The sequence below is a fragment of the Corallococcus exiguus genome, from assembly GCF_009909105.1.
GTDB lineage: Bacteria > Myxococcota > Myxococcia > Myxococcales > Myxococcaceae > Corallococcus > Corallococcus exiguus.
This window is the reverse complement of sequence record NZ_JAAAPK010000005.1, coordinates 733669-754784: the sequence shown is the minus strand read 5'-3', so window position 1 is coordinate 754784 and position 21116 is coordinate 733669. Positions and strand designations below refer to the sequence as shown.

Annotated in this window: 20 protein-coding genes; 14 read left to right on the top strand and 6 right to left on the bottom strand. The window is 68.8% G+C overall.

What is annotated here, in order from left to right:
- Positions 1-35: 35 nt before the first annotated feature.
- Entirely contained in the window at positions 36-974 is a 939-nt protein-coding gene (locus tag GTZ93_RS23355; protein WP_139917530.1) for a hypothetical protein, read from the bottom strand.
- 184 nt (positions 975-1158) lie between these two features.
- On the opposite strand from GTZ93_RS23355, the gene GTZ93_RS23350 reads away from it, so the two are divergent.
- On the top strand, positions 1159-2145 hold the full coding sequence (locus GTZ93_RS23350; protein ID WP_139917528.1) for a hypothetical protein: 987 nt from the start codon (positions 1159-1161) through the stop codon (positions 2143-2145).
- A 59-nt stretch (positions 2146-2204) separates the two neighbouring features.
- Here GTZ93_RS23350 and GTZ93_RS23345 read toward each other — a convergent pair whose 3' ends face one another.
- Together GTZ93_RS23345 and GTZ93_RS23340 are read right to left on the bottom strand one after the other, a co-directional pair.
- Entirely contained in the window at positions 2205-2876 is a 672-nt protein-coding gene (locus GTZ93_RS23345) for a DsbA family oxidoreductase (protein ID WP_139917526.1), read from the bottom strand.
- 195 nt (positions 2877-3071) lie between these two features.
- Positions 3072-4091 carry an ATP-grasp domain-containing protein gene (locus tag GTZ93_RS23340; RefSeq protein ID WP_139917524.1) on the bottom strand — a complete coding sequence of 340 codons (1020 nt, stop codon included), beginning with the start codon at positions 4089-4091 and terminating at the stop codon, positions 3072-3074.
- Between the two features lie 77 nt (positions 4092-4168).
- On the opposite strand from GTZ93_RS23340, the gene GTZ93_RS23335 reads away from it, so the two are divergent.
- The 8 genes from GTZ93_RS23335 to ileS all read left to right on the top strand — a co-directional run bounded on the left by GTZ93_RS23335 (position 4169) and on the right by ileS (position 13551).
- A complete protein-coding gene (locus tag GTZ93_RS23335; protein ID WP_172812962.1) occupies positions 4169-5605 on the top strand; it encodes a sigma 54-interacting transcriptional regulator in 1437 nt (478 codons plus the stop codon).
- 168 nt (positions 5606-5773) lie between these two features.
- Positions 5774-6565: a TadE family protein gene (locus tag GTZ93_RS23330; protein ID WP_120575550.1), complete on the top strand. Its 792-nt coding sequence runs from the start codon at positions 5774-5776 to the stop codon at positions 6563-6565.
- A 5-nt stretch (positions 6566-6570) separates the two neighbouring features.
- Positions 6571-8241 (top strand): pilus assembly protein TadG-related protein, encoded by a 1671-nt coding sequence (locus GTZ93_RS23325; RefSeq protein WP_139917523.1) that lies wholly within the window; start codon positions 6571-6573, stop codon positions 8239-8241.
- Positions 8241-9242, top strand: coding sequence for a TadE/TadG family type IV pilus assembly protein (locus GTZ93_RS23320; RefSeq protein WP_139917522.1), 1002 nt, complete (start codon positions 8241-8243; stop codon positions 9240-9242). The genes GTZ93_RS23325 and GTZ93_RS23320 overlap by 1 nt, the downstream gene beginning before the upstream one ends.
- 1 nt (position 9243) lies before the next feature.
- Positions 9244-9573 (top strand): hypothetical protein, encoded by a 330-nt coding sequence (locus tag GTZ93_RS23315; RefSeq protein ID WP_139917521.1) that lies wholly within the window; start codon positions 9244-9246, stop codon positions 9571-9573.
- A 13-nt stretch (positions 9574-9586) separates the two neighbouring features.
- Complete coding sequence (locus tag GTZ93_RS23310) at positions 9587-10276, top strand: hypothetical protein (protein WP_139917520.1); 690 nt, start codon at positions 9587-9589, stop codon at positions 10274-10276.
- Positions 10277-10306: 30 nt separating this feature from the next.
- On the top strand, positions 10307-10603 hold the full coding sequence (locus GTZ93_RS23305; RefSeq protein WP_120575555.1) for a hypothetical protein: 297 nt from the start codon (positions 10307-10309) through the stop codon (positions 10601-10603).
- A gap of 53 nt (positions 10604-10656) precedes the next feature.
- Positions 10657-13551, top strand: a complete 2895-nt coding sequence (gene ileS / locus GTZ93_RS23300; protein WP_139917518.1) for an isoleucine--tRNA ligase — start codon at positions 10657-10659, stop codon at positions 13549-13551.
- Between the two features lie 9 nt (positions 13552-13560).
- Here the strand turns inward: ileS and GTZ93_RS23295 are convergent, their stop codons facing one another.
- Together GTZ93_RS23295 and GTZ93_RS23290 are read right to left on the bottom strand one after the other, a co-directional pair.
- A complete protein-coding gene (locus tag GTZ93_RS23295; protein WP_139917516.1) occupies positions 13561-14349 on the bottom strand; it encodes a hypothetical protein in 789 nt (262 codons plus the stop codon).
- A 112-nt stretch (positions 14350-14461) separates the two neighbouring features.
- The gene (locus GTZ93_RS23290) at positions 14462-15229 is read right to left on the bottom strand and encodes a Mut7-C RNAse domain-containing protein (protein ID WP_139917514.1); all 768 of its coding nucleotides are present in this window, start codon (positions 15227-15229) and stop codon (positions 14462-14464) included.
- A gap of 240 nt (positions 15230-15469) precedes the next feature.
- Here GTZ93_RS23290 and GTZ93_RS23285 point away from each other — a divergent pair, with 240 nt between their 5' ends.
- The gene (locus tag GTZ93_RS23285; protein WP_139917512.1) at positions 15470-16723 is read left to right on the top strand and encodes an endonuclease/exonuclease/phosphatase family protein; all 1254 of its coding nucleotides are present in this window, start codon (positions 15470-15472) and stop codon (positions 16721-16723) included.
- Positions 16724-16787: 64 nt separating this feature from the next.
- Here the strand turns inward: GTZ93_RS23285 and GTZ93_RS23280 are convergent, their stop codons facing one another.
- Positions 16788-17147, bottom strand: a complete 360-nt coding sequence (locus tag GTZ93_RS23280) for a hypothetical protein (RefSeq protein WP_233596744.1) — start codon at positions 17145-17147, stop codon at positions 16788-16790.
- A gap of 141 nt (positions 17148-17288) precedes the next feature.
- Between GTZ93_RS23280 and lspA (GTZ93_RS23275) the strand changes: the two genes are divergently transcribed.
- The 4 genes from lspA (GTZ93_RS23275) to GTZ93_RS23260 all read left to right on the top strand — a co-directional run bounded on the left by lspA (GTZ93_RS23275) (position 17289) and on the right by GTZ93_RS23260 (position 21108).
- Entirely contained in the window at positions 17289-17918 is a 630-nt protein-coding gene (gene lspA, locus GTZ93_RS23275) for a signal peptidase II (RefSeq protein ID WP_120575561.1), read from the top strand.
- Positions 17919-17950: 32 nt separating this feature from the next.
- Positions 17951-18565: a signal peptidase II gene (gene lspA, locus GTZ93_RS23270; RefSeq protein ID WP_139917510.1), complete on the top strand. Its 615-nt coding sequence runs from the start codon at positions 17951-17953 to the stop codon at positions 18563-18565.
- 86 nt (positions 18566-18651) lie between these two features.
- Entirely contained in the window at positions 18652-19953 is a 1302-nt protein-coding gene (locus GTZ93_RS23265) for a prolipoprotein diacylglyceryl transferase (RefSeq protein WP_139919825.1), read from the top strand.
- Between the two features lie 39 nt (positions 19954-19992).
- Complete coding sequence (locus GTZ93_RS23260; RefSeq protein WP_139919824.1) at positions 19993-21108, top strand: MXAN_5187 C-terminal domain-containing protein; 1116 nt, start codon at positions 19993-19995, stop codon at positions 21106-21108.
- Positions 21109-21116: the final 8 nt, after the last annotated feature.

The following is a 21116-nucleotide window of genomic DNA, read 5'->3' as shown; positions in this document are numbered from 1 at the left end:
CCGCGGGTCACGCCAGGGAGGAGGAAGCGGAGCGTCTACCAGCCCGACCCGCTCTTGCCGGAGGAGCCGGAGCTCTTGCCGGTGTTCCATCCGCCGCCGCTGCTGCCGCCGCTGCTTCCACTGCTACCGCCGCTGCTCCGGCCACTGCCGCTGCTGCCGCTGCTGCCGCCGCTGTTGCCACCGGGAGGGGTGCTCCAGCCGCCGCTGCTCCTGCCGCTGCCGCTGCTCCCGCTATTGCCGCTGTTGCTGCTCCCGCTGTTGCTGTTGCCGCGGTTGTTGTCCTTGTCGTCGTCGCGGCTCTTGCTGGCCGGGGTGTCCCAGCCGCCGCTGTTGCGGCTGTTGTCCCGGTCGTTGTCCCTGTCGTTGTCCCGAGCGTTGTTGGAGGGAGCGGCGTTGTTGCCGCGGCCCCAGCTGGAGCCGCTGGGAGGCCGGGCGCCGGTGCCCGTACCGCCGGGAGGCGCGTTGCGGCCCTGGTTGACGGGGGCCGGAGCGGGCGCGGGCCGCGAGGGGGCGATGTTGTTGCGGCCGCCAGGGACCGCGGAGGCCGAGTGGCTGTTGCTCCAGCGGTAGCCCCGGGTGCCGCGGTCGTAGGAGTAGCCCGCGCCCCACGAGCCCTGCGGATAGAAGTCGTGCTGGTGGCGGCCGTGGAAGTTGCAGTACGCGCCGCTGGGGGTGGGGTGGTAGTCCCAGTACCAGACCACCGTCGGGCCCCGGTAGTAGTAGACGTCGTCCGTGTAGACGTAGGACGCCTGGGGCGGCTGGTAGTCGTGGACGTGGGCGTAGTCTTCCGGGCACCAGCCGCCGCCGTAGTCGTCGGGGACGGGGTGCGCGCCGGCGAACCGGTACTCCACCACGGCGGCGGGGGCGATGTAGGCCGCGCGGCGGACGACGGGGCGGTGCGAGTGAGCCTCGACGACACAGCCCGTCCCCATCAGGAGGGCCACGGGGACGACCAGGGCGAGCAAGCGGTTCATGAAGAGTCTCCTGTCGCGGAAGTGGACCCTCAAAGCATCCCGCTTCGCAACCTCTGCCCCCCATGACGGCCCGCTGCCCCGGAAATTCACCCGGGACGCCTGCCCGCCGGGAAGGGAAGGGGCCCGCCTGATATGACACCCGGGTCGCGGCCCCTGGGGGCGTCGCGCCTTGGGAGGCATACGGATGTCGGATGTGGATTTCGGACGCGCGATGGGGGCGTCCTGCGCGCTGCACCCGGGGCGGGAGGCCACGGGCACCTGCGCCCGCTGCGGCAACTTCACGTGCGACACGTGCAGCCAGAACGGCACGTCGCCGCGCTGCCCCACGTGCCGGGAGCGCTCCGGCGCCACGTTCCCGCTCCAGCGGGAGAACTGGAACTTCAGCAAGCTGTGGGACGTGTGCTGGGCGGCGTTCCAGCGCGAGTGGGGCATGTTGTCGCTCGCGGTGTTGATCACCCTGGGCGTGTCCCTGGGCGCGAACCTGCTCGTCAACGTGGCCACGGGCATTGGCGCGGCGGTGGACAGTGTCGTCGTCGCCGTGGTGCTGAGCGTGGTGGGGCTCGTGGCGCAGCAACTGGTGCAGGGCCTGGTGCAGCTGGGCCTCCTGCGCGTGTGCTTCGACGTGCTGCACGGAGGCCGCGCGGACGTGGCGCGCCTCTTCAGCCAGATGCACAAGGCGGTGCCCTACACGCTGACGATGCTCCTCGTCTTCGCCATCGTGATGGTGCCGCTGGCCCTGCTGAGCGTCCTGGTCATCCTCGCGCTCGTGGGCACGGGCATCCTGAGCGGCGTGGACCTGAACTCCTCATCGGACCAGGTCTGGAGCGCGCTGGCACCCATGCTCGGCGTGATGGGGCTGGGTTTCCTGGTGCTGCTGGGGCCCATCGCGTACCTGGTGCTGCCGCTGTACCTGGTCCAGCCGGAGCTCGCGTACGAAGACGTGCCGCCCTCGCCCGTGGAGGTGCTGCGCCGCAGCTGGGAGGCCGCGCGCGGTCAGCGCCTGAGCATCCTGGGCGTGGGGCTCGCGGGGGGCGCCGTCATGGTGGCGGGGTTCTTCGTGTGCTGCGTGGGCTTCATCCCCGGCATGGCGCTGGCCCAGCTGCTCATCGCGGGGATGTTCCTGTCCATGCGCTCCCCGCGGGAGGACGCCGCGGAGTCCTTCCCGGGCTGAAAGCCGCGGGAAGCCAGGAGGCGCGCCTTCGCGAACAGGGCGAAGGCGCGCGGGCGACCTCAGTGCACCAGCCGCTCGGAGGATCCCGAGCGGGGTGTGACGACCTTGCCCAGGCACGCGAGGATGTGCTCGCGGTACTCGGACAGCTCGCGCAGGCCGCACAGCATCCACCGGCCGCCAATCACCAGCGAGGGCACGCCGCGCACGCCGCGGCTGCCGGCCAGCCGGTGCTCGTCGTAGATGAGCCGGCGCGTCTCTTCCGAACGGAAGGCCGCGGAGAACTGGTTCATGGACAGGCCCACGCGCGACGCCAGCTCGAACACCACATCCGAGCGCGACACGTTGACGCCCTGCTCCAGCGCGGCGCGCTGCATGGACCGGGCGAGGAAGGCCCGCGCCTGCGGTCCCTGCAACCGCGCGGCTTCCAACGCCGCCAACGCCGGCACGCTGGAGCGCGGCGGATCACCGCCAAGCCACAGGTCCGTGGAGAGCAGCGAGGCCGTGGGGTCGGGTTCGCGCTGCGCGCGCTTCACCTCTTCCACCAGCCCGCGCACTTCGCGCTCCGTGGGCAGTACGTCGTGCAGACGCAAAGGGTAGGGACGCACGCTCCAGCGGACGGCATCGCCAAACTCCTGGCGAAGCACTTCCAACCGTTGGTCGGCGAGGTAGCACCAGGCGCAAAGCACATCCTGGTAGACGGTGATCTGCAGCGGCTTGTGCAGCGTTTTCATCGGGGGTCGCCAGATTAGAGGCGCATCCCCACCGCTGCCAACACCCCTGGACAATCCCCGCCAGAAGGCATTCCCGTATTCCTGAGGAGCATCCAAGGCACCGTGCGCACCGTGAAGTCCCGCACGCATGCCATGGAGCAGGCGGGCAGGCACGCAGGTGCTGCTCGCGTGCCTGCTTTCAACACAACATCTCGATCAGGAAGCGCGGCCTGCCCGTGCGCGCAACGCGCTGCCCTGGGTCCCCGCGTACACCAACGCGTGCTCCACGATGTGGCCCGCGATGTCCTGACCGGTGGCGCCCTCCAGGCCCTCGAAGCCGGGGCTGGAGTTGATCTCCATCAGGCGCGGGCCTTCGCGGCCCTCCAGCATGTCCACGCCCGCGACCTCCAGGCCGATGATGCGCGCAGCCTTCACCGCGGCCTCCATGTAGTCCGAGGACAGGGTGATGGCGCGGCCCTCGCCGCCGCGGTGGATGTTGGAGCGGAACTCGCCCTTCTTCGCCTTGCGGCGCATGGCGCCCACCACGGTGTCGCCCACCACCAGCGCGCGCACGTCGCGGCCCTCGCTCTCCGCGACGAACTCCTGGAGGACGATCTCCTGGCCCAGGTCCCAGAAGGTGTCGAGGATGGTCTGCACCTCCGGCAGCGTGTGGGCAATCATCACGCCCACGCCCTGGGTGCCCCTGATCAGCTTGATGATGACGGGCAGTCCGCCCACCTCCTGCACCAGCTTGCGCACGTTGCCGCGGTCGTGCGCCATCACCGTGCGGGGCATGTCCAGGCCCGCGCGGGCGAGGAACTGGAGCGCGCGCAGCTTGTCGCGGCTGCGCGCGATGGCCGTGGGCGGGTTGAGCACCGGCACGTCCATCATCTCGAAGTGATTCACCACGGCCAGGCCGTACGCGGTGATGGACGCGCCGATGCGCGGAATCACCACGTCCACGCCCTTCACCTCCGCGCCGCGGTAGGTCATGCGCGGCTGGCCCCGCGCCAGCAGCAGGCAGCAGCGCAGCGTGTCGAACACGAGCGCCCGGTGCCCCCGGGCCTTGATGGCCTCCACCAGCCGGCGCGTCGAGTACAGCGAGCGCTTGCGGGACAGGATGGCCACGGTCTTCTTCACGCGGGGCCGCTTGGGTCGCGGTGCGTCACCGCGCTCGGGTGCCTGTGCGCCAGGCGGAACCGGCGCCTTCTTCGGCTGGGCTTTTCGGGGGGGCATGCGGGGCGCGGGACACTAGCACGCACAGGCGTGGAGGCACGGCACGTGGGCACCCTTTGCTATCCTCGCGTTCACTGATGACCGCACCCAACCCGCATCCCGACGACATCCACACCAATCCAGGAGACGTCGGCCTCGAGCTGTCCTCCCAGTCCCCCTTGCTGGGGGAGACACTGGTGGTGGATCCGCGCGCCAGCGTGAAGATGCACAAGTGCCGGTTGCTGGTGACGTCGGGACCGGACACCGGGCGCTCCATGGTCAGCGACAAGGAGCGGCTGCGCTGCGGGGCCCACCCGGGCAACGACCTGGTGCTGGTGGAGGACCGCACCGCCAGCCGCCACCACTTCGAGGTGCAATACACCGAGCGCGGCCGCCTCCTGGTGGACCTGAACTCCACCAACGGCACCTTCCTGGACGGCCGCCGCATCGAACGGGCCTACCTGTCCCCGGGCTCGCAGATTCGCGCCGGCTCTTCGGTCATCACCTTCGCTCCCATGGACGAAGAGGTGGCGGTGGAGCCCGACCGCGAGGGCGAGCTGTGCGGCATGGTGGGCCAGAGCGTGAAGATGCGGCAGGTGTTCGGGCTCATCAAGCGCATCGCGCCCATGGACGTGTCCGTCATCATCCAGGGGGAGACGGGCACCGGGAAGGAGCTGGTCTCCAGCGCCATCCACGAGCTGTCCGGCCGCGAGAAGGGCCCCATGGTGGTGCTGGACTGCGGCGCCATCCCGCCCAACCTCATCGAGAGCGAGCTGTTCGGCCACGAGAAGGGCGCCTTCACCGGCGCCACGTCCAGCCGCCCCGGCGCCTTCGAGCGCGCGCAAGGGGGCACCATCTTCCTGGACGAGCTGGGCGAGCTGCGCCTGGACCTGCAGCCCAAGCTGTTGCGCGTGCTGGAGAACCGCGAGGTGCGCCGGGTGGGCGGCAACGACGTCATCGAGGTGGACTGCCGGGTCATCGCCGCCACCCACCGCGACCTGGTGAAGGAGATCGCCGCGGGCAACTTCCGCGAGGACCTCTACTTCCGCCTGTCCGTCATCCACATCCAGCTGCCGCCGCTGCGCCAGCGCCGGGACGACATCCCGCTCATCCTCAAGCGGGCGCTGGCGGAGCCGGAGGTGGTGGACACCCACGGCCGCAAGCGCTTCTCCGCGGAGGCCCTGGGGCTGCTCATGGCCTACCCCTGGCCCGGCAACGTGCGCGAGCTGATGAACGTGCTCTCCCACGTGCTGACCTTCTCCGACGAGGGCGAGGAGATTCTCCCCTCCCACCTGCCTCCGCGCGTCCGGGGCCAGGCCCGCGAAGGGCCGCTGCCCTTCAACGAGCACCTGGCCTTCAAGGACGCCAAGGAGCAGCTCCTGGAGAACTTCGAGCGCGAGTACGTCACCAGCGTCCTCACCCGCTGCGAGGGCAACCTGTCCCGCGCCGCCCGGGAGAGCGGGCTGCACCGCAAGTCCATCGAGCGGTTGGTGAAGAAGTATCAGCTCGACGCCAAGGGGCTGAAACCGCGCTGAAACAGCGTCGTCACACGGTTTCACTGAGGGTGTTGATTCCCCAGGAAGTTTTCACCGGGCCCATCCTCTGAGACAATCCCGGCCCCCCTTTCAGACCCCGACGCAGTGTGTCGGCGGTCACTTGACGGATACTGCGAGATTCCCCCATCCCGCAGGATGAGCCTCCGTATGAGCGCACGATCCCCCCGTGAAGCAGGCGAATCCGGCCAGGCCCTGGTGGAGGCCGCGCTGTCGCTGCCACTGGTGACGTTCCTGATCCTGGGCGCGTTGCAGCTGTTCCTGATGATGCAGGCGCGGGTGATGACGCACTACGCGGCCTTCCGGGCGACGCGCGCGGGCAGCGTGGCGCACGGGGACTGCGAGCGGATGACCCACGCGGCCATCCTGGCGCTGATTCCGACCTTCCACTCGTTCATGGGGCAGGGGACGGGTTCGCTCAACGGTCCGCTGGCCCGAGGCGCGGGTTCGGACGCGCCCCGGCTCCTGGCGGAGGCGTTCGCGGCGCGGATGAACAACCGCTACTCGGGCCCGGGCCTGGACGGCGTGCACAACCGCAGCATCGTGTGGATCCAGCGGGACCTGGCGGGCGGCGGCGTGGACAGCCCGGAGGACAGCGACTTCGACCGGCCGGGGCACCTGCGGCGGTTGGAGGTGCAGCTGGTGTTCTGGTACCCGCTGCGCATCCCGTTCGCCAACTGGGTGATGTCGCGCATGTTCCTGGCGCACTTCAACCTGCGTCCCTACACGGACGCGAACCCGCTCATCGTCGCCGAGCGCAACGCCAACTGGAACGGCAGTGACGTGACGGCGGTGCACGATCTGGACGGCGAGCTGGGTATGGAGCTGGCGGACCGCGTGCTCAACCGGCAGTACGTGTTCCCCATCATCACCACGTTCACCATGCGAATGATGACGCCCGTGAAGTCGCGTTTCTTCGCCACCATGGCCTGTCCCCGGTGAAAACGATGAAGCGCTCCTCCCCCCAGCGCGGTCAGACCCTGGTGCTGTTCGTCCTCAGCATGTTGCTGCTGTTGCTGATGGTGGCCCTCACGCTGTCGTTCACCATGAAGGTGCGCGAGCGCATCGAGGTGCAGACAGTGGCGGACGCGGCCGCGTACTCCAACGCGGTGGCCACGGCGCGCACGTTCAACACCATCGCCGTCAGCAACCGCGCCGAAATCGCCCACATGGTGGCGAACGCGGGCGCGGCCAGCCTCCTGAGCTGGGCCAGCCTCTACCGGGGCGAGTTGAACGCGGCGAAGATCGGCTACGGCGTGTGGGTGCCCGTCTACCAGGCGTTCGCCGCCGCGGGCTGCCCCTGCGCCTGGTCCAACGGCTTCTGCGCCCGCATGTGCCAGTGCGGCATCCGTGGGGTGACGGACCTGGGCCGGCTGATCACCATGCTCCAGCGCGAGGACCTGCGCGTGGAGGCCGTCTTCCAGTCGATGGATCCGATGGTGGGCCTGCAGATGCGTCTGCACCAGCTGGCCGCGGGCGCGCTGTATGCTTCCTCGCTGACGAACTACATGGATCTCGAGGACAAGGTTGGCAACCAGGGTTTCGCCAACGACATCCTTGGGGACCTGGTGGCGGGAAAGAACCCGCGTGACGCGGGGTGGTTGGCGCCATCCGCGGGCAACGTCTCCCGGAACGAGCTGGCGGACAACACGGCGTGCGTGGGTGGCGGTGCGGTATGTGATCCGCTGCCGCTGACGGTGGCCCACAGCGTGGACGCGGCCATGGGCAGCCGCGGCTTCACCTTCGTCACGTCGCGGACCATCGAGCAGTACATCGCGCACGAGGCGAACCTGGCCTTCGTCATCATGCCGCCGGACATCGTCACGCTCCCGTTCGCCGCGGGCACGGCCCACTTCGGCAAGCCGATCCTCCAGTACGGGCTCTTTCCCCCTTACGCTCCCGCCGTCTCGGCCGAGGACGAGGGCGTCGTGGCCTTCATCTACAACCACATCGCGCATGGCGGTGGGCCGCCGTGCCCGGTGATGGTGGGCGGTACGGTCCCGACCACGGCCCTGTTCGCGGCCTCCGGTGGCGTCATGCCCACGCCCATGCACATGTGGCTGGGCGGCACGGATCCTGCGCCCTTCGCGCGGCACATGCTGGCGCCGTGTCTGGGCGGCCCGTCCAGCTGCCCGGGCATCTGGCCGCCGTTCATGGACTACAACCTGACGGAGCTGTGGCCCAACGGCGCGGACAACAATTACGGGCAGCCGAAGAACTTCGCGGTCATCCAGCGAGACCGCACCAACATGCCCCTCGCGCAGCAGGACCCGTGGAACCTGGCGTTCCGCTTCCGCTTCAAGGCGGCCAATCCGAACCCGAACGCGGGCAAGTTCGACAACACCAGCGCCACCATGGCGGACGGCGTCACGCCGCTGGGCGTCCAGACGGCGCTGTCCACGGGCATCGCGTACTACCACCGTGGCCGCAGCGCGAGCTTCTCCCACTGGAGCGAGCCGCCCAACCTGCTCAACCCGTACTGGCGCGCCACGCTGGTGCCGGTGGACACGGACGAGTCGGGTCTTCAGGACGCGATCGATACGTTGGGTTCCAGCGCTCCTTCCGCCGCCGCCACCATCCAGGAGTTGCGGCGCGTGGGCTTCAGGGGGTTCCAGTGATGCACAGCCACCTTCGTCGCCGCCGCCAGAAGGCGCGGGGCCAGTCCATCGTCGAGGCGGCCCTCGGCGTCACGCTGTTCATCACCATCCTGGTGTTCGGCATCCACTTCGCGGAGGTGGGCTTCCTGTCGCTGAAGGTGCAGGAGGCCGCCGTGTCCGCGCTGTGGAATGGCACGCACGGGGAGATGCACGACATCCCTGTGGACTATGGCTCGGCGCATGACTCCATGCAGCGCGCGGGCGAGGACGCGCAGGCGAGGTACGCGGACTTCAATGGCCTGTCGTCCGTCAACCACGGCGACACCATCACGCAGGTGTTCACGCGGGGCTCGGACCTGCGCGTGAACTGCAGCCGGAACGGGGGCCTGGACTGGAATGGCCCCGTGCTGACCCGGCTGGTCTACCGTGACGAGGGCGGCACGGCGTGCACGTCCCAGGCGAACCTGAGCTCCTGGAACATCCCCACCCGGTTCCTGGACCAGAGCTCGGAGACGGGGCTGTACAACGAGCAGCACCAGGATGCGGCCAACGCCAACATCCAGGTGTGTGGCATTGGCCGCGCGGTGGGCGGCACCTGCCGGGGCCGCTTCTCCATGCTCGTGGATGACTGGGGCCTGTCCAACGAGGTCGAATCCTCTACCTGTTTGCTGTTCCAGGACATGGCGGTGCCGTGCACCAACGTGCCGTTCTACTCGGCCACGAAGCTCGTCTACGAGCCCACGACGCTGCCCATCCCGACCTTCGCCAGCTTCCTGGCCATGGACGCTCTCTTCTTCAACCCGCTGCCGCCCCTGGTGCTGATGCAGCGGGAGAACACCTTCTGGATGAGCGCGGCGGGTGAGGAGAGCAACTTCATGCAGTACTTCATGAAGCCCGCGGCCCTGGGCAACCTGTGGAACACGACGCCCGGCGCGATGATTGGCATCACCACGCCCCATTACGGTCTGGGCTATCTGGATCGCACCGGTAATGGCGGCTGTTTCCTTGGAAAGGACTGCTGAGATGAAGAAGCGAAGCCTGCTGTCGGGTGGAGTTCTGGCGTTGGTGATGGGCATGTGCCTGGCGGCTTCTCCCGCGCGCGCGGACAGCAGCTCCTGCAACACGGACTGCGCGACGAAGAACGGGGACACGCTCAACGCCTGCATCACCGCCTGCCCGGCGCCGAGCAGCCCGGGGTCGGCGAAGGACAGCAGCCGGGCCTGCTCCGCGCGCTGCGCGCAGAAGTTCCAGGCCCAGTTCAACCAGTGCAAGTCCCGCTGCCCCAAGCCGGAAGGCGACACGGGTCCGAAGTCGGGCAAGTCCGTCAAGGCCGCGCGGTCGAACCGGCAGTAGGAAGGAACCGGGGATGAAGCGTTTGATCGCGCGCTGGAGCCTGGTGCTGGCGCTGGCGGGGGCCGCCCCTGCGTGGGCGCAGCGGGCCAACTTCACCTGGGACATCCCCAAGACCGTCAGCGTCGTGGACGTGCCGGGACAGGTGGACGCCAATGGCGTGCCGGTGAAGCTGCTCGCGGTGCGCAGCAAGGAGAAGCCGCAGGTCATCCTCCAGAGCGTGGTGGACCGCTTCCAGTCCTGGGGCTTCTCGGTGCAGGAGGCGTACAAGCAGCCTCAGCTCTTGCGAGAGCCGATGGTGACGGGCCTCGACACGCGCAACTTCATCTCCTACACGGCCATCCTCCAGGTGAACCCGGACGGCACCACCACGGTGTTCCTGGGCCAGGCCAACCTGGGCGCGGCGAAGGCTCCGCAGCCGGCAGGGCTGCCTGTCTTCCCCGGCGGCTCCGGGGTGCTGACGGCGGCGACGGAAGGCTCGCGCACGGTGAGCTACTCGGTGGCGGGCAAGACGGTCACCGAGGTGGAGGCCTTCTACCGCGAGGTGCTCACCCAGGCGGGGTTCAAGGAGATCCAACCCCGCGTGTTCAAGTCCTCCACGGAAGAGGTCTCGCTCAACGTGGCGGTCACCAAGGACGGTCCGGTGGCGGTGCGGCTGGTGCGCCGGGCCGTGGCGGCGGACGATGACATTCGCCCGGGCAAGTGACGCCATCGGGCAAGGGAAGACGAGAGCGACATGATGACGCGTATCGCGGTGCGGGGCTGGCTGGGACTGATGGCGTTGGGCGCGGTGCTGGTGGCGCCCCAGGCGCTCGCGCAGACGTGCGACGAGAAGTGCTCCATCAACGCAGGCCCCACGATGCAGGCCTGTGTGAAGAAGTGCTCCGCCAAGGACAGGAACTGCACGGACAAGTGCACCAAGGCGTTCCAGGCCGCGAAGGCGAAGTGCGCCAAGAAGTGTCCCAAGGGCAAGGGCAAGAACACGCCCCAGCCGCACACGCACGAACACGGCGACGACCACCACGACGAGTGAGTCCGCGGGTGTGATTGAAGGACCGGCGGGAGGGTGTTACGGGCGCTCAAGCCATGAGCGACGCCCCCTCCCGCAAGGATCTCGACGCCACCGTCCACCTGCCGCGCACGGAGTTCCCAATGAAGGGGAACCTGGGCCAGCTCGAACCGCGCCTGCTCGCCTGGTGGCGGGAGCAGGACGTGTGGACACAGTTGCTCGCGAAGAACGCGGGCCGTGAGCCCTTCGTGCTGGCGGACGGGCCGCCGTACGCCAACGGCCACCTGCATGCCGGGCATGCGCTCAACAAGGTGCTGAAGGACATCGTGGTGAAGTTCCGGAACCTCACCGGACGCCCGTGTGACTTCATCCCCGGCTGGGATACCCACGGTCTGCCAATCGAGCAGGCAGTGGAGAAGCGCCTCAAGGAACAGAAGCTGGACAAGCGCACGCTGTCGCGCGACGCGCTCTTGGAGCGCTGCCGCGAGTACGCGCTGGAGTTCGTGGACATCCAGCGCGCGGAGTTCCAGCGGCTGGGGGTCTTCGGAACGTGGGACGCGCCCTACCGGACGCTCGACTTCAGCTACGAGGCACAGGAGGTCCGCGAGTTGGCCGCGTTCGCGCGCCGGGGCATGCTGTACCGCCGCAAGAAGCCCGTGGCGTGGTGCCTCCAGGACCAGACCGCGCTCGCGGAGGCGGAGGTGGAGTACGCGGAGCACACGTCGCCGTCCGCATACGTGGCCTTCGACGCGGGGCCGGCGCTGGTGGAAAAGCTGCCGCAGCTGAAAGGGCAGCGCGTGTCCTTCGTCATCTGGACCACCACGCCCTGGACGCTGCCGGCCAACCTGGCCATCGCGGTGAACGCCGAGTTCGAATACGTCTTCTACCGGCTGGAGGACCGCGTCCTCTGCGTGGCAAAGGACCTGCTGGCGAAGGTGCTGGCGGAGGTGAAGTCGGACGAGCTCGCCGTGAAGCACGTGCAGTTGCCCACGGGCGAGGTGTCCTCTCCTGCGCTGGTGGATCCATCCCGCATCCTCGCGTACGCGACGGGTGAGGACCTGGAGCACGTGACGTATCAGCACCCGTTCCTGGAGCGGCAGGGGCGCGTGGTGCTGGGCGAGCACGTCACGTTGGACGCGGGCACGGGGCTGGTGCACACGGCGCCGGGACATGGCCAGGAGGACTACGAGGTCGGCCTGAAGTACGGCCTGGACATCTACAACCCGGTGCGCGCGGACGGCCGTTACGACGACACGGTGGGCGAGGTGCTCGCGGGCCGTCGCGTGTTCGAGGCGAACCCGGTGGTGTTGGATCTGCTGGTGCAGCGGGGCGCGCTGCTCAATGACAGGTCGGACACCGTCACGCACAGCTATCCGCACTGCTGGCGCTGCCATCAGCCGGTCATCCAGGCGGCGACCTATCAGTGGTTCATCCCGATGGACGCGCCGTTCCACGGCACGCAGACGTTCCGGCAGGTGGTGCTGGAACAGGTGGAGCAGGTGCAGTGGGTGCCGTCATGGGGACAGTCGCGGATCCGCGGCATGTTGGAGGGCCGTCCGGACTGGTGCATCAGCCGGCAGCGTAGCTGGGGCGTGCCGATTCCCATCGCGTACTGCGACGGGTGCGACGATGCGGTGGTGTCTCCGGAGGTGATGGAGCGGGTGGCGGCGGCGGTGGAGAAGGAAGGCGCGGGCGTGTGGTACCGCACGCCGGTGAAGGACTTCCTCGGGCAGGACTTCACGTGCCCGCGCTGCGGCAAGGGCGAGTTCCACCGCGAGACGGACATCCTGGATGTGTGGTTCGACTCGGCGTGCATGGCGTCCGCGGTGCTGGCGAAGCGGCAGCGTGTGCCGGCGGACCTGTTCCTGGAGGGGAGTGATCAGCACCGGGGCTGGTTCCATTCCTCGCTGCTGGTGTCAGTGGGCACGCGCGACGTGGCGCCCTACAAGGCGTGCCTGACGCATGGCTTCGTGGTGGATGGTCAGGGCGAGAAGATGTCCAAGAGCCGGGGCAACACGGTGGCCCCGGACAAGGTCATCCAGCAGTACGGCGCGGAGGTGCTGCGCCTGTGGGTGGCGGCGAGCGACTACCGCAACGACGTGCGCCTGTCGGACGCCATCCTGAAGGGGCTGTCGGAGGGCTACCGGAAGATCCGCAACACCCTGCGGTACGCGCTAGGCAACCTGCACGACTTCGACCCGGCGAAGGACGCGGTGGCAGGGGACAAGCTGTTGCCCCTGGACCAGTGGGCGCGCGGACGGCTGGCACAGGTGGCCGCGCGCGTGCGGCAGGCGTACGAGGATTATGAGTTCCACCTCGTCTACGCGACGGTGGTGGACTTCTGCGCCAACGACCTGTCGGCCGTGTACTTCGACATCCTGAAGGACCGGCTCTACACGGCGAAGCAGGACGGGCCTGCGCGACGTGGCGCGCAGACCGTGCTGCACGAGGTGCTCACGGTACTGCTGCCGCTCCTGGCACCGGTGATGAGCTTCACGGCGGAGGAGGCGTGGCAGCACCTGCCGGGCGAGCGCACGAAGAGCGTATTCCTGGCGGGCTTCACGAACGTGGGCGCCGTGATGCCGCCGGAGTTGGAGGCGCGCTACGCGAAGCTCTTCGCGGTGCGCAGCGCGGTACAGGGCGTGCTGGAAGTGGCGCGGCGGGACAAGCGCATCGGTGCTTCACTGGAGGCCCGGGTGGTGCTGAGCGCCACGGGCGCGGTCCGCGAGATGCTGGAGGCGCACCTCGCGGAGCTGCCCGGGCTGTTCATCGTGAGCCAGGTGGAGCTGGCGAATGATCCGTCTGATTCAGCGAAGGCCTTGGATGTTTCACAGACCTTCGGTGACGGCGCGTCGCTCTCCGTCGAGGTGCTTCCCGCACTGGGCACCAAGTGCCCGCGCTGCTGGGTGTATTCCGAGGCGGTGGGGCAAGGGGATGATGTCTGTCTCAAATGCCGTGAGGCATTGAGCTGAAAGCAAGGCTCAGGGCTGGGGTTGCGGCTCGAGCTTGGGGCCCATGGGAAGCCAGTTGTCATAGGCTTCGCTGCTTTCGGGCTGCATCCTGAGCGTGGGTCCGTTGGTTGCCTCACGGCCGAGACGCCAATCGATCTCCCATTCGATAGGCGTCTCCCCCCAACGGAGCGTGGAGGGGATCTCCTGCACGACCTTGTCGCCAAGGGTGATGAAGCGCAGTCGGCCCGGAAGCTTCGGTTTGCCTCCATCGGGTATGGGGAACGTGAAGAGCGCGGCCGGGAGAGAGGGAAACGCGGGGGCCGTGACCTCGGTCCTCTGAGGCTCGCCTCCGGCAACCTTGCGGAACGCGGCGCAGCGGAGGTACTCCGCCTGGGCGACGAACCCCCGGAACAGGAACGTGTCGTCCGTGGGGAATGACAGGACGTCCATGGGTACGTCGGGCACGGAATCGGAGCACCCTCCGTCCAGCTCCTCCGTGATCTGGGCTCCGTCCGTCGTCTTGGAGCGTCTGGTGAGATTGACCCATCCGTGATGGACGGTGCCATGTCCCTCCCCCCGGGCGGCATCCATGTGAATCCGGAACATGCCACTGAACTCGAGCTGGTCCGCCCAGTCGAAACGCTTGTCACCCTGGATCCAGGTGCCATGGGAGCGCATCTTGAGCTTGTAGTGTCCCAGCCAGTGGGGGACGGCCAGGACGCGCGCCTTGGGTGTGGAGAGGGATTGGCTGGTGGCGGCGGGAGCCGAGACGACAGGGGGCTTGCTGGAAGCGCAAGCCATCAACATCGCGGCGCCCAAGAGCAGGAGACGGGAATGAGGAAGGGTCATGTTGGCCGGATGGCAATGAACCCGTTTCCCAAGGGTGCGTCCAATTCGTGGCGAAAATGCTCCTGTCAGGAATTGGGACTGCCTAGGGATTGGTGGCCTCCAGCTTGCGCAGCGTCTCCACCAGGTTCTGCATGCGTTGGTGGTGCGTGCCGGGCCAGAAGACGCGCTGGCAGCCGGGGCACTGCTGGAAGTGGCTGTGGCGTTGGGCCACGCCTTCCGGGACGCGGCCCTGCACTTCTTCCGGCGTCGCGGTGGACAGGGGCGCGTTGCAGGCGATGCAGCGGGAGAAGGGCCGCATGCGCGACGTCAGGCCGTACCTCCTCACCACCTCCACCAACTGGTGCGCGGGGTCGGTCGCTCGCGGGAAGTAGCCGTGCACCACCTCCGAGCGCTTCAGCACGCCCAGGTCCCTCGTGAGGAGTACTCGCGATTCGTCGTGGGACAGGCGCGCCAACTGGTCGTCCGCGGAGTCGTTGCGCCAGAGCGTGTCGAAGCCCAGCATCCGCAGGAAGCCCGACAGCCTCCCCAACCCCACGTCCAGGATGAAGCGCGGCATCTCCGGGAGGGGCTGCCCCACTCGCGCTTCCCTCGCCACCTGCGGCGCTGATGGATCCGACGCCGGATACACGTCGAGGCTCGTGCCTTCCTCCGCGCGGTGAGCGAAGTCCACCGGTGCTCCATCCACCAACACCACGTCCACCTCCGGGTGCGGTGGACCCAGCGACTCGATGAGGTCCTTCACGGACGGGCTTCCCTGCAGCACGTGCGTGAACGCCTGTCCCCGGCGCTCTGGTGCGACGAAGTCGTTCAGTGCGCCGTGGATCCGCACCGTGAGCTGCCTTGATGACATCCTGGACTCCTCACGTCCTGCTGCGTCGTAGCCAATGCCCGTGATGCCTTTCTTTGAATCCCCGCCTTCCCCAGCTGCGGAGCGACGAAAATCTCGGATTCTTGAAAGGCAGTGACGCAATCCTCACGGGCGGTCAGAGGACAGCCTTCTTGCAAACTTCTATACTCACGCGCCAGTCGGCGCGCCGAAGCCGATGGGTCACCCCCTCGACACCCTCGGAAGCAAGGATCCAGGCCCTGCATGGCAATGAAGCTCTCCCCGTATCTCCGCCCCCTCCTGGCGATGGGCTTCCTGGCCCTCGCTTGCGGCGAGGGCGAAGAGCCCACCACGCCTCCGGACTCGGGGACCTCCGTCGATGCCGGGACCCGCACTGACGCGGGCACCACCGTCGATGCCGGATCCGACGCGGGTCAGACCACGGACGATGCGGGCACCACCGAGGACGCCGGATCCGATGTGGATTCGGGCTCCAATGATGCCGGCACCGAGGTGGACGCGGGCACGTCCGTGGATGCGGGCACCACCGAGGACGCGGGTACCACGACCGACGCGGGCACCACCGAGGACGCGGGTACCACGACCGACGCGGGTACCACGACCGACGCGGGCACCACGACCGACGCAGGCACCACCGAGGACGCGGGCACCACGACCGACGGTGGCTCCGCGGACGCGGGCCCGATTGGCGAGACGGATACCGACGGTGGCTACACGCAGATCCGCCTGATGGCGGCCAATCTCTCCAGCGGCAACGGCCAGGACTACGACCCGGGCCACGGCATCCGGCTGATGCAGGGCGTGAAGCCCGACGTCGTGATGATCCAGGAGTTCAACTACAAGTCGGACTCCGCCTCGGACATGCGCTCCATGGTCGATATGATCGGCGCGGGCTTCTACTACTACCGCGAGACCGGCGCGCAGATCCCCAACGGCATCATCAGCCGCTACCCCATCCTCGAGTCGGGCGAGTGGAAGGATGCCAAGGTCTCCAACCGCGACTTCGCCTGGGCCCGCATCGACATCCCCGGGCCTCGCGACCTCTGGGCCATCAGCGTCCACCTGCTCACCACCAGCTCCAGCAACCGCAACGCGGAAGCCACCCAGCTCGTGGGCTACATCAAGGCGAACATCCCCGAGGGCGACTACCTGGCCATTGGCGGTGACTTCAACACCGACTCCCGCTCCGAGGCGTGCCTCACCACCTTCAAGCAGGTGGTCGACATCGCGGGCCCGCACCCCGCGGACAAGAACGGCAAGGAGGGCACCAACGCCGGCCGCAGCAAGCCCTACGACCATGTCATCGTGGACTCCGACCTGCGCCAGTACCAGGTGCCCACCGTCGTCGGGACCAGCACCTTCAACAACGGACTGGTGCTCGACAGCCGCGTGTACACGCCCATCTCGGACATCTACCCGGCGCTGAACTCCGACAGCGGCGCGTCCAGCATGCAGCACATGGGCGTCATCAAGACGTTCCGCACGCCCAACTTCTAACGGGCACCCCGCAGGCAACTCGGGCCGGTCATCGGGAGCTCCCCGGTGCCCGGCCCGCGCCGTTTCAGAGCAGGTTGCTCCACTTGTGCCGGTTGCGCTCCAGGAAGCGCGCCACCGGCGGGATGCGCGCCACCAGCGGCGTCAGCACGAACACCGCGCCCAGGCGCAGCGGCTTGATGACCTGCGTGGCCACGTACGCCGCGCCCCACGCACCCGCCTGCGCCCCCGTGCCCTCCGGCTGGAAGCCGGCGCGGATGGCCGCCCAGAAGCCCGCCAACGATAGGAAGAAACTCAGCCAGTACAGGGCGAAGGCCACCGGGCCGTACTCCAGGAGCAACGCCTTGAAGCGCGCCATCAACGTCGGCTTCGCCGCCGGCGGCGCGGTGGTTCCGGGTGGGGCAATGTCGGGAGTGGAAGGTTTCACGTCGGGCTCAACAGGCGCCATGGGCGCACCATGCCCGAAACGGGCGGACTCCGGGAGGGAGAGGGCAGGCGGGCCGGCGGCGTGCGGCCCGGGTCCGGGTTGTCAGGGCTCCCGGGGGCGCGATAGAGGTTCGGGTACCCCATGAAAGCCTCCTTCCGTCTTCTCCTCGTGGTGGTCCTCGCCGTGCTGGCGGCGGATCAGGTGACCAAGTACCTGGCCGTGTCCCGGCTGACGGAAGCGCTGGATGGCCGCAGCGGCATGGCGCGCGTGTCCGGCTTCCTGAGCGAGCAGAACCTGGACAACGACCCTCCGGTGGAGGGCGTGTTCCGCAAGAACACCCGGCCGTACCGCTTCATCGAGGACTACTGGCACTTCCGCTACGTGGAGAACCCGGGCGCGGCGTGGGGCATGTTCTCCAACCTTCCGGAGACGGCGCGCAAGGCGTTCTTCCACGTGGTGAGCCTGGTGGCGCTGGGGTTCATCCTGACGCTGTACCGGAAGACGGAGCCGTCGCAGAAGCTGGTGCGCGTGGCGCTGGCGCTCATCACCGGCGGCGCGCTGGGCAACTTCGTGGACCGCCTCATCCGGGGCTACGTCATCGACTTCATCGACTGGCACTGGCGCAACCAGCCGGGCATGCGCTGGCCCACGTTCAACGTGGCGGACGCGGCCATCTGCGTGGGCGTGGCGCTGATGCTCCTGGACTCGGTGCGCCGGCCGGAGGCAGCCGCCGCTCAGCCGCTGCCCCAGGGCAGCAGCCCGCAGCCGTGACGCGCGGGGGTGGGCTGGTATAAGCCCTCTCCGTGCCGCGCAAATACGTCATCCTCCTCGCCCTCACGTTGGGCGTCATCGTGCTGGACCAGTGGACGAAGTACCTGGTCGTGCGCGATCTCACGACCCGCTTCGACGGGGCCACCACGCTGTCGGAACGGCTGGGCGAGTTCTATTCGCCCGCGGAAGAGCCGGGCTTCCGAGGCCTGCACTTCCAGCCGAAAACGCACGTGGAGGTGGCGGAGAACTTCTTCCGCCTGCGCTACGCGGAGAACCCGGGCGCGGCGTGGGGCATGTTCAGGAACCTGGCCCCGAACGTGCGCGGCCCGCTCTTCCACCTGGTGAGCCTGGGCGCGGTGCTGCTCATCGTCTTCTACTTCCGGAAGCTGTCCGGCAAGGACCCCGCGGAGGTGTGGGCGCTGTGGGGCCTGCCGCTGGTGCTGGGCGGCGCGCTGGGCAACTACATCGACCGCGTGGCGCGGGCCTTCGTCATCGATTTCCTGGAGGCCCATTGGTACGACAAGGCCGCCTGGCCGTCGTTCAACGTCGCGGACATGGCCATCTGCATCGGCGTAGGCATGCTCGTGGTGGATGCCTTCGTGCGCAAGGAGAAGCCGGAGGCCGCCACTCCCGCGAAGGCCGCGTAGTGGCGTGACGGCGGGCCGGGAATGTCCCTCCCGCCCGTCCCGGTTGTCCCCGCCGTTCGTCCGGGCCTCCCGGGCAAGAGGTCCCCATGCTCCCCGTCCTGCTACGCCTGTCCTTCACCACGCTGTGGATGCAGCTGTTGCTGTACGCCGCCGCGGTGGGAGTGGTGGCCTCCGTCGCCGTCAATGGCTGGCGAGGCACGCTGGGGCCGGTGGACGCGAAGACGGGCAAGGAGGGACCCGCGTCGCTCCAGGACAAGCTCCTGCGCGCGGTGGGGTTCGCGGTGGTGGGCGGCTTCCTCGCGTACTTCGGCCTGATGTACGCGCTGCCCGCGGACGCGTTCCCCGGGGGAAGGGGCGAGGGCATCCCGCTGCACACCTACGGCGTGCTCCTGGCCGCGGGCTTCGTCACCGCGGTGTCGGTGGCGGGCCGGCTGGCGCAGGACGAGTGGCGCCGGGTGAGCTTCGTGGAGGGCCGGGGCTGGGTGGACACGGAGGGGCCCCAGAAGCGCGAGCAGGTGCTGGACATGGCGTTCTGGGTGCTGGTGGGCGGGCTCGTGGGCAGCCGCGTGCTGTTCGTGCTGGTGAACTGGCAGGACTACGCGCGCGACTGGACGCAGGTCTTCTCCCTGGGCGGCGGGCTGGTGTTCTACGGCGGCCTCATTGGCGCGGGGCTGGCGGCGTTCCTCTTCGCCCGCAGGCACGGCCTGGACTTCCTGCGGCTGGCGGACGTGTGCATCCCCACCGTGTCGCTGGGGCAGTGCCTGGGGCGCCTGGGGTGCTTTTCCGCCGGGTGCTGCTGGGGCGACATGGCCGGGAGCCACTCGCACACGGGGGTCACCTTCCCGGGCTCCGGGCTGGCCCAGGACCTGTTTGGCCAGCTGGGGCGTGCGTCCAGCCTGGCGTATGGCTCGCAGGCGGGGGATGACCGCTTCGTGGTGGAGGCCACCGGGCAGGTGCTCCACCAGGCCGCTCCGGGCGCGGTGCGCATCTCCGACTGGGTCGCCCAGCACGGCACCACGTTGCCGGTGTACCCCACGCAGCTCTTCGAGTCGGTGGGGCAGCTGGTGCTCTTCGTGGCGCTCCTCTACGCGCGTCGCTTCCGCCGCTTCCACGGGCACATCTTCGCCCTGTGGCTGATGGCCTACGCCTGCCTGCGCACCACGGTGGAGCTGTTCCGGGGCGACGTGGAGCGCGGCACCTTGCACGGCCTGCTGGAGTCGCTGGGGGCCCAGGGGCTGGCCGGAGCGGTGCCCCTGGAGGCCTGGTACAACGTGTCCACCAGCCAGTTCATCTCCCTGTGCATGTTCACCTTCGGTGCGCTGCTGATGGCGCGCCACCGACCGGCGGGTGAGGCCGCTGGCCTGGGGCCTACACCGTCAGCGGCCTGAGGTTGCGAGCCGCGCCCGGGTTGGGGACACTCTGGGAACATGCCGCCGCCCGACAACGCACGGTCCGCCGCCAAAGGTGGGGTCCGGCCCGCGCAACTGGACGCCAGTTCCTCCAGCGAAGCCGCCCTTCAGCAATGTGAAGAGCTGGAGGCGGCCATCGCGGAGCTGCGCCACAGCTACGAGCAGTACTTCCTGGGCATGGAGCGCCAGGCGCCCATCCGCGCGCATGAAGACCTGAAGAAGCGGATGCTGAAGCTCAAGGGGGCCTTCATCCGCAGCACGTCGGTGAAGTTCCGCGTGCAGAGCCTCCACAACAAGTTCCTCACCTACGAGCGGCTGTGGGTGCGCACCATCCAGGAGATTGAAGCCGGCACCTACCGCCGCGACCTGGCCAAGGCCCGCCGCCGCGCCGGGCCGAAGCAGGCCGGTGCCACGGGCGACCGCCAGAAGGGCGTGGTGGAGATCCCCGAAGAAATCGACGACATGGACTTCGAGGAGATTGAAGAGCTCACCGGCCGCCGCCCCATCAACGAGCCGAAGCTCTCCTCGGAGTACCTGGCGGAGAAGCAGTCCGCGGGCGGTACGCCCTTCCGCGGCAGTCCGTCGGTGGCCCCTGTCGCGGCGCAGCCGGCCGGCGCGCCCCGGGGTACGCCCGCGGGGCTGGTGCCTCCGAAGCAGGGGACCCCGGCGGTCGCGCCCGTGAGCGGGCTGCCGTCCATCTCACCCGTGGCGGGCACGCCGCAGAAGGGGACCCCGGCGGTGGGGACGTCGAAGCTGCCCCCGGTGACGCCGGCGGTGGCCCCGGGTGGGACCCCGGCGGCGGGGCGTCCGGCGGTGCCTCCGGGCATGGCCACCAGGGCTCCAGCGGCGGCCCCGCAGCAGCCCGCGCGTCCGGTGGCTGCCGCCGCGCCCCGTCCCGCGGCGGCCGGCCCCGGTGGCGGCATGGCCGACGACAAGCTGCGCGCGGTGTACGACGCGTACGTCACCGCGAAGCGCCGCTGCCAGGAGGACACGTCCAAGCTGTCCTACGAGTCGGTGGCGGCCACGCTGCGCAAGCAGGTGCCGGAGTTGCTCAAGCAGCACAACGCGAAGGCCGTGGAGTTCAAGGTCGTCATCAAGGACGGCAAGGCCTCGCTCAAGGCCGTGCCCAAGTAGCGAAAGGC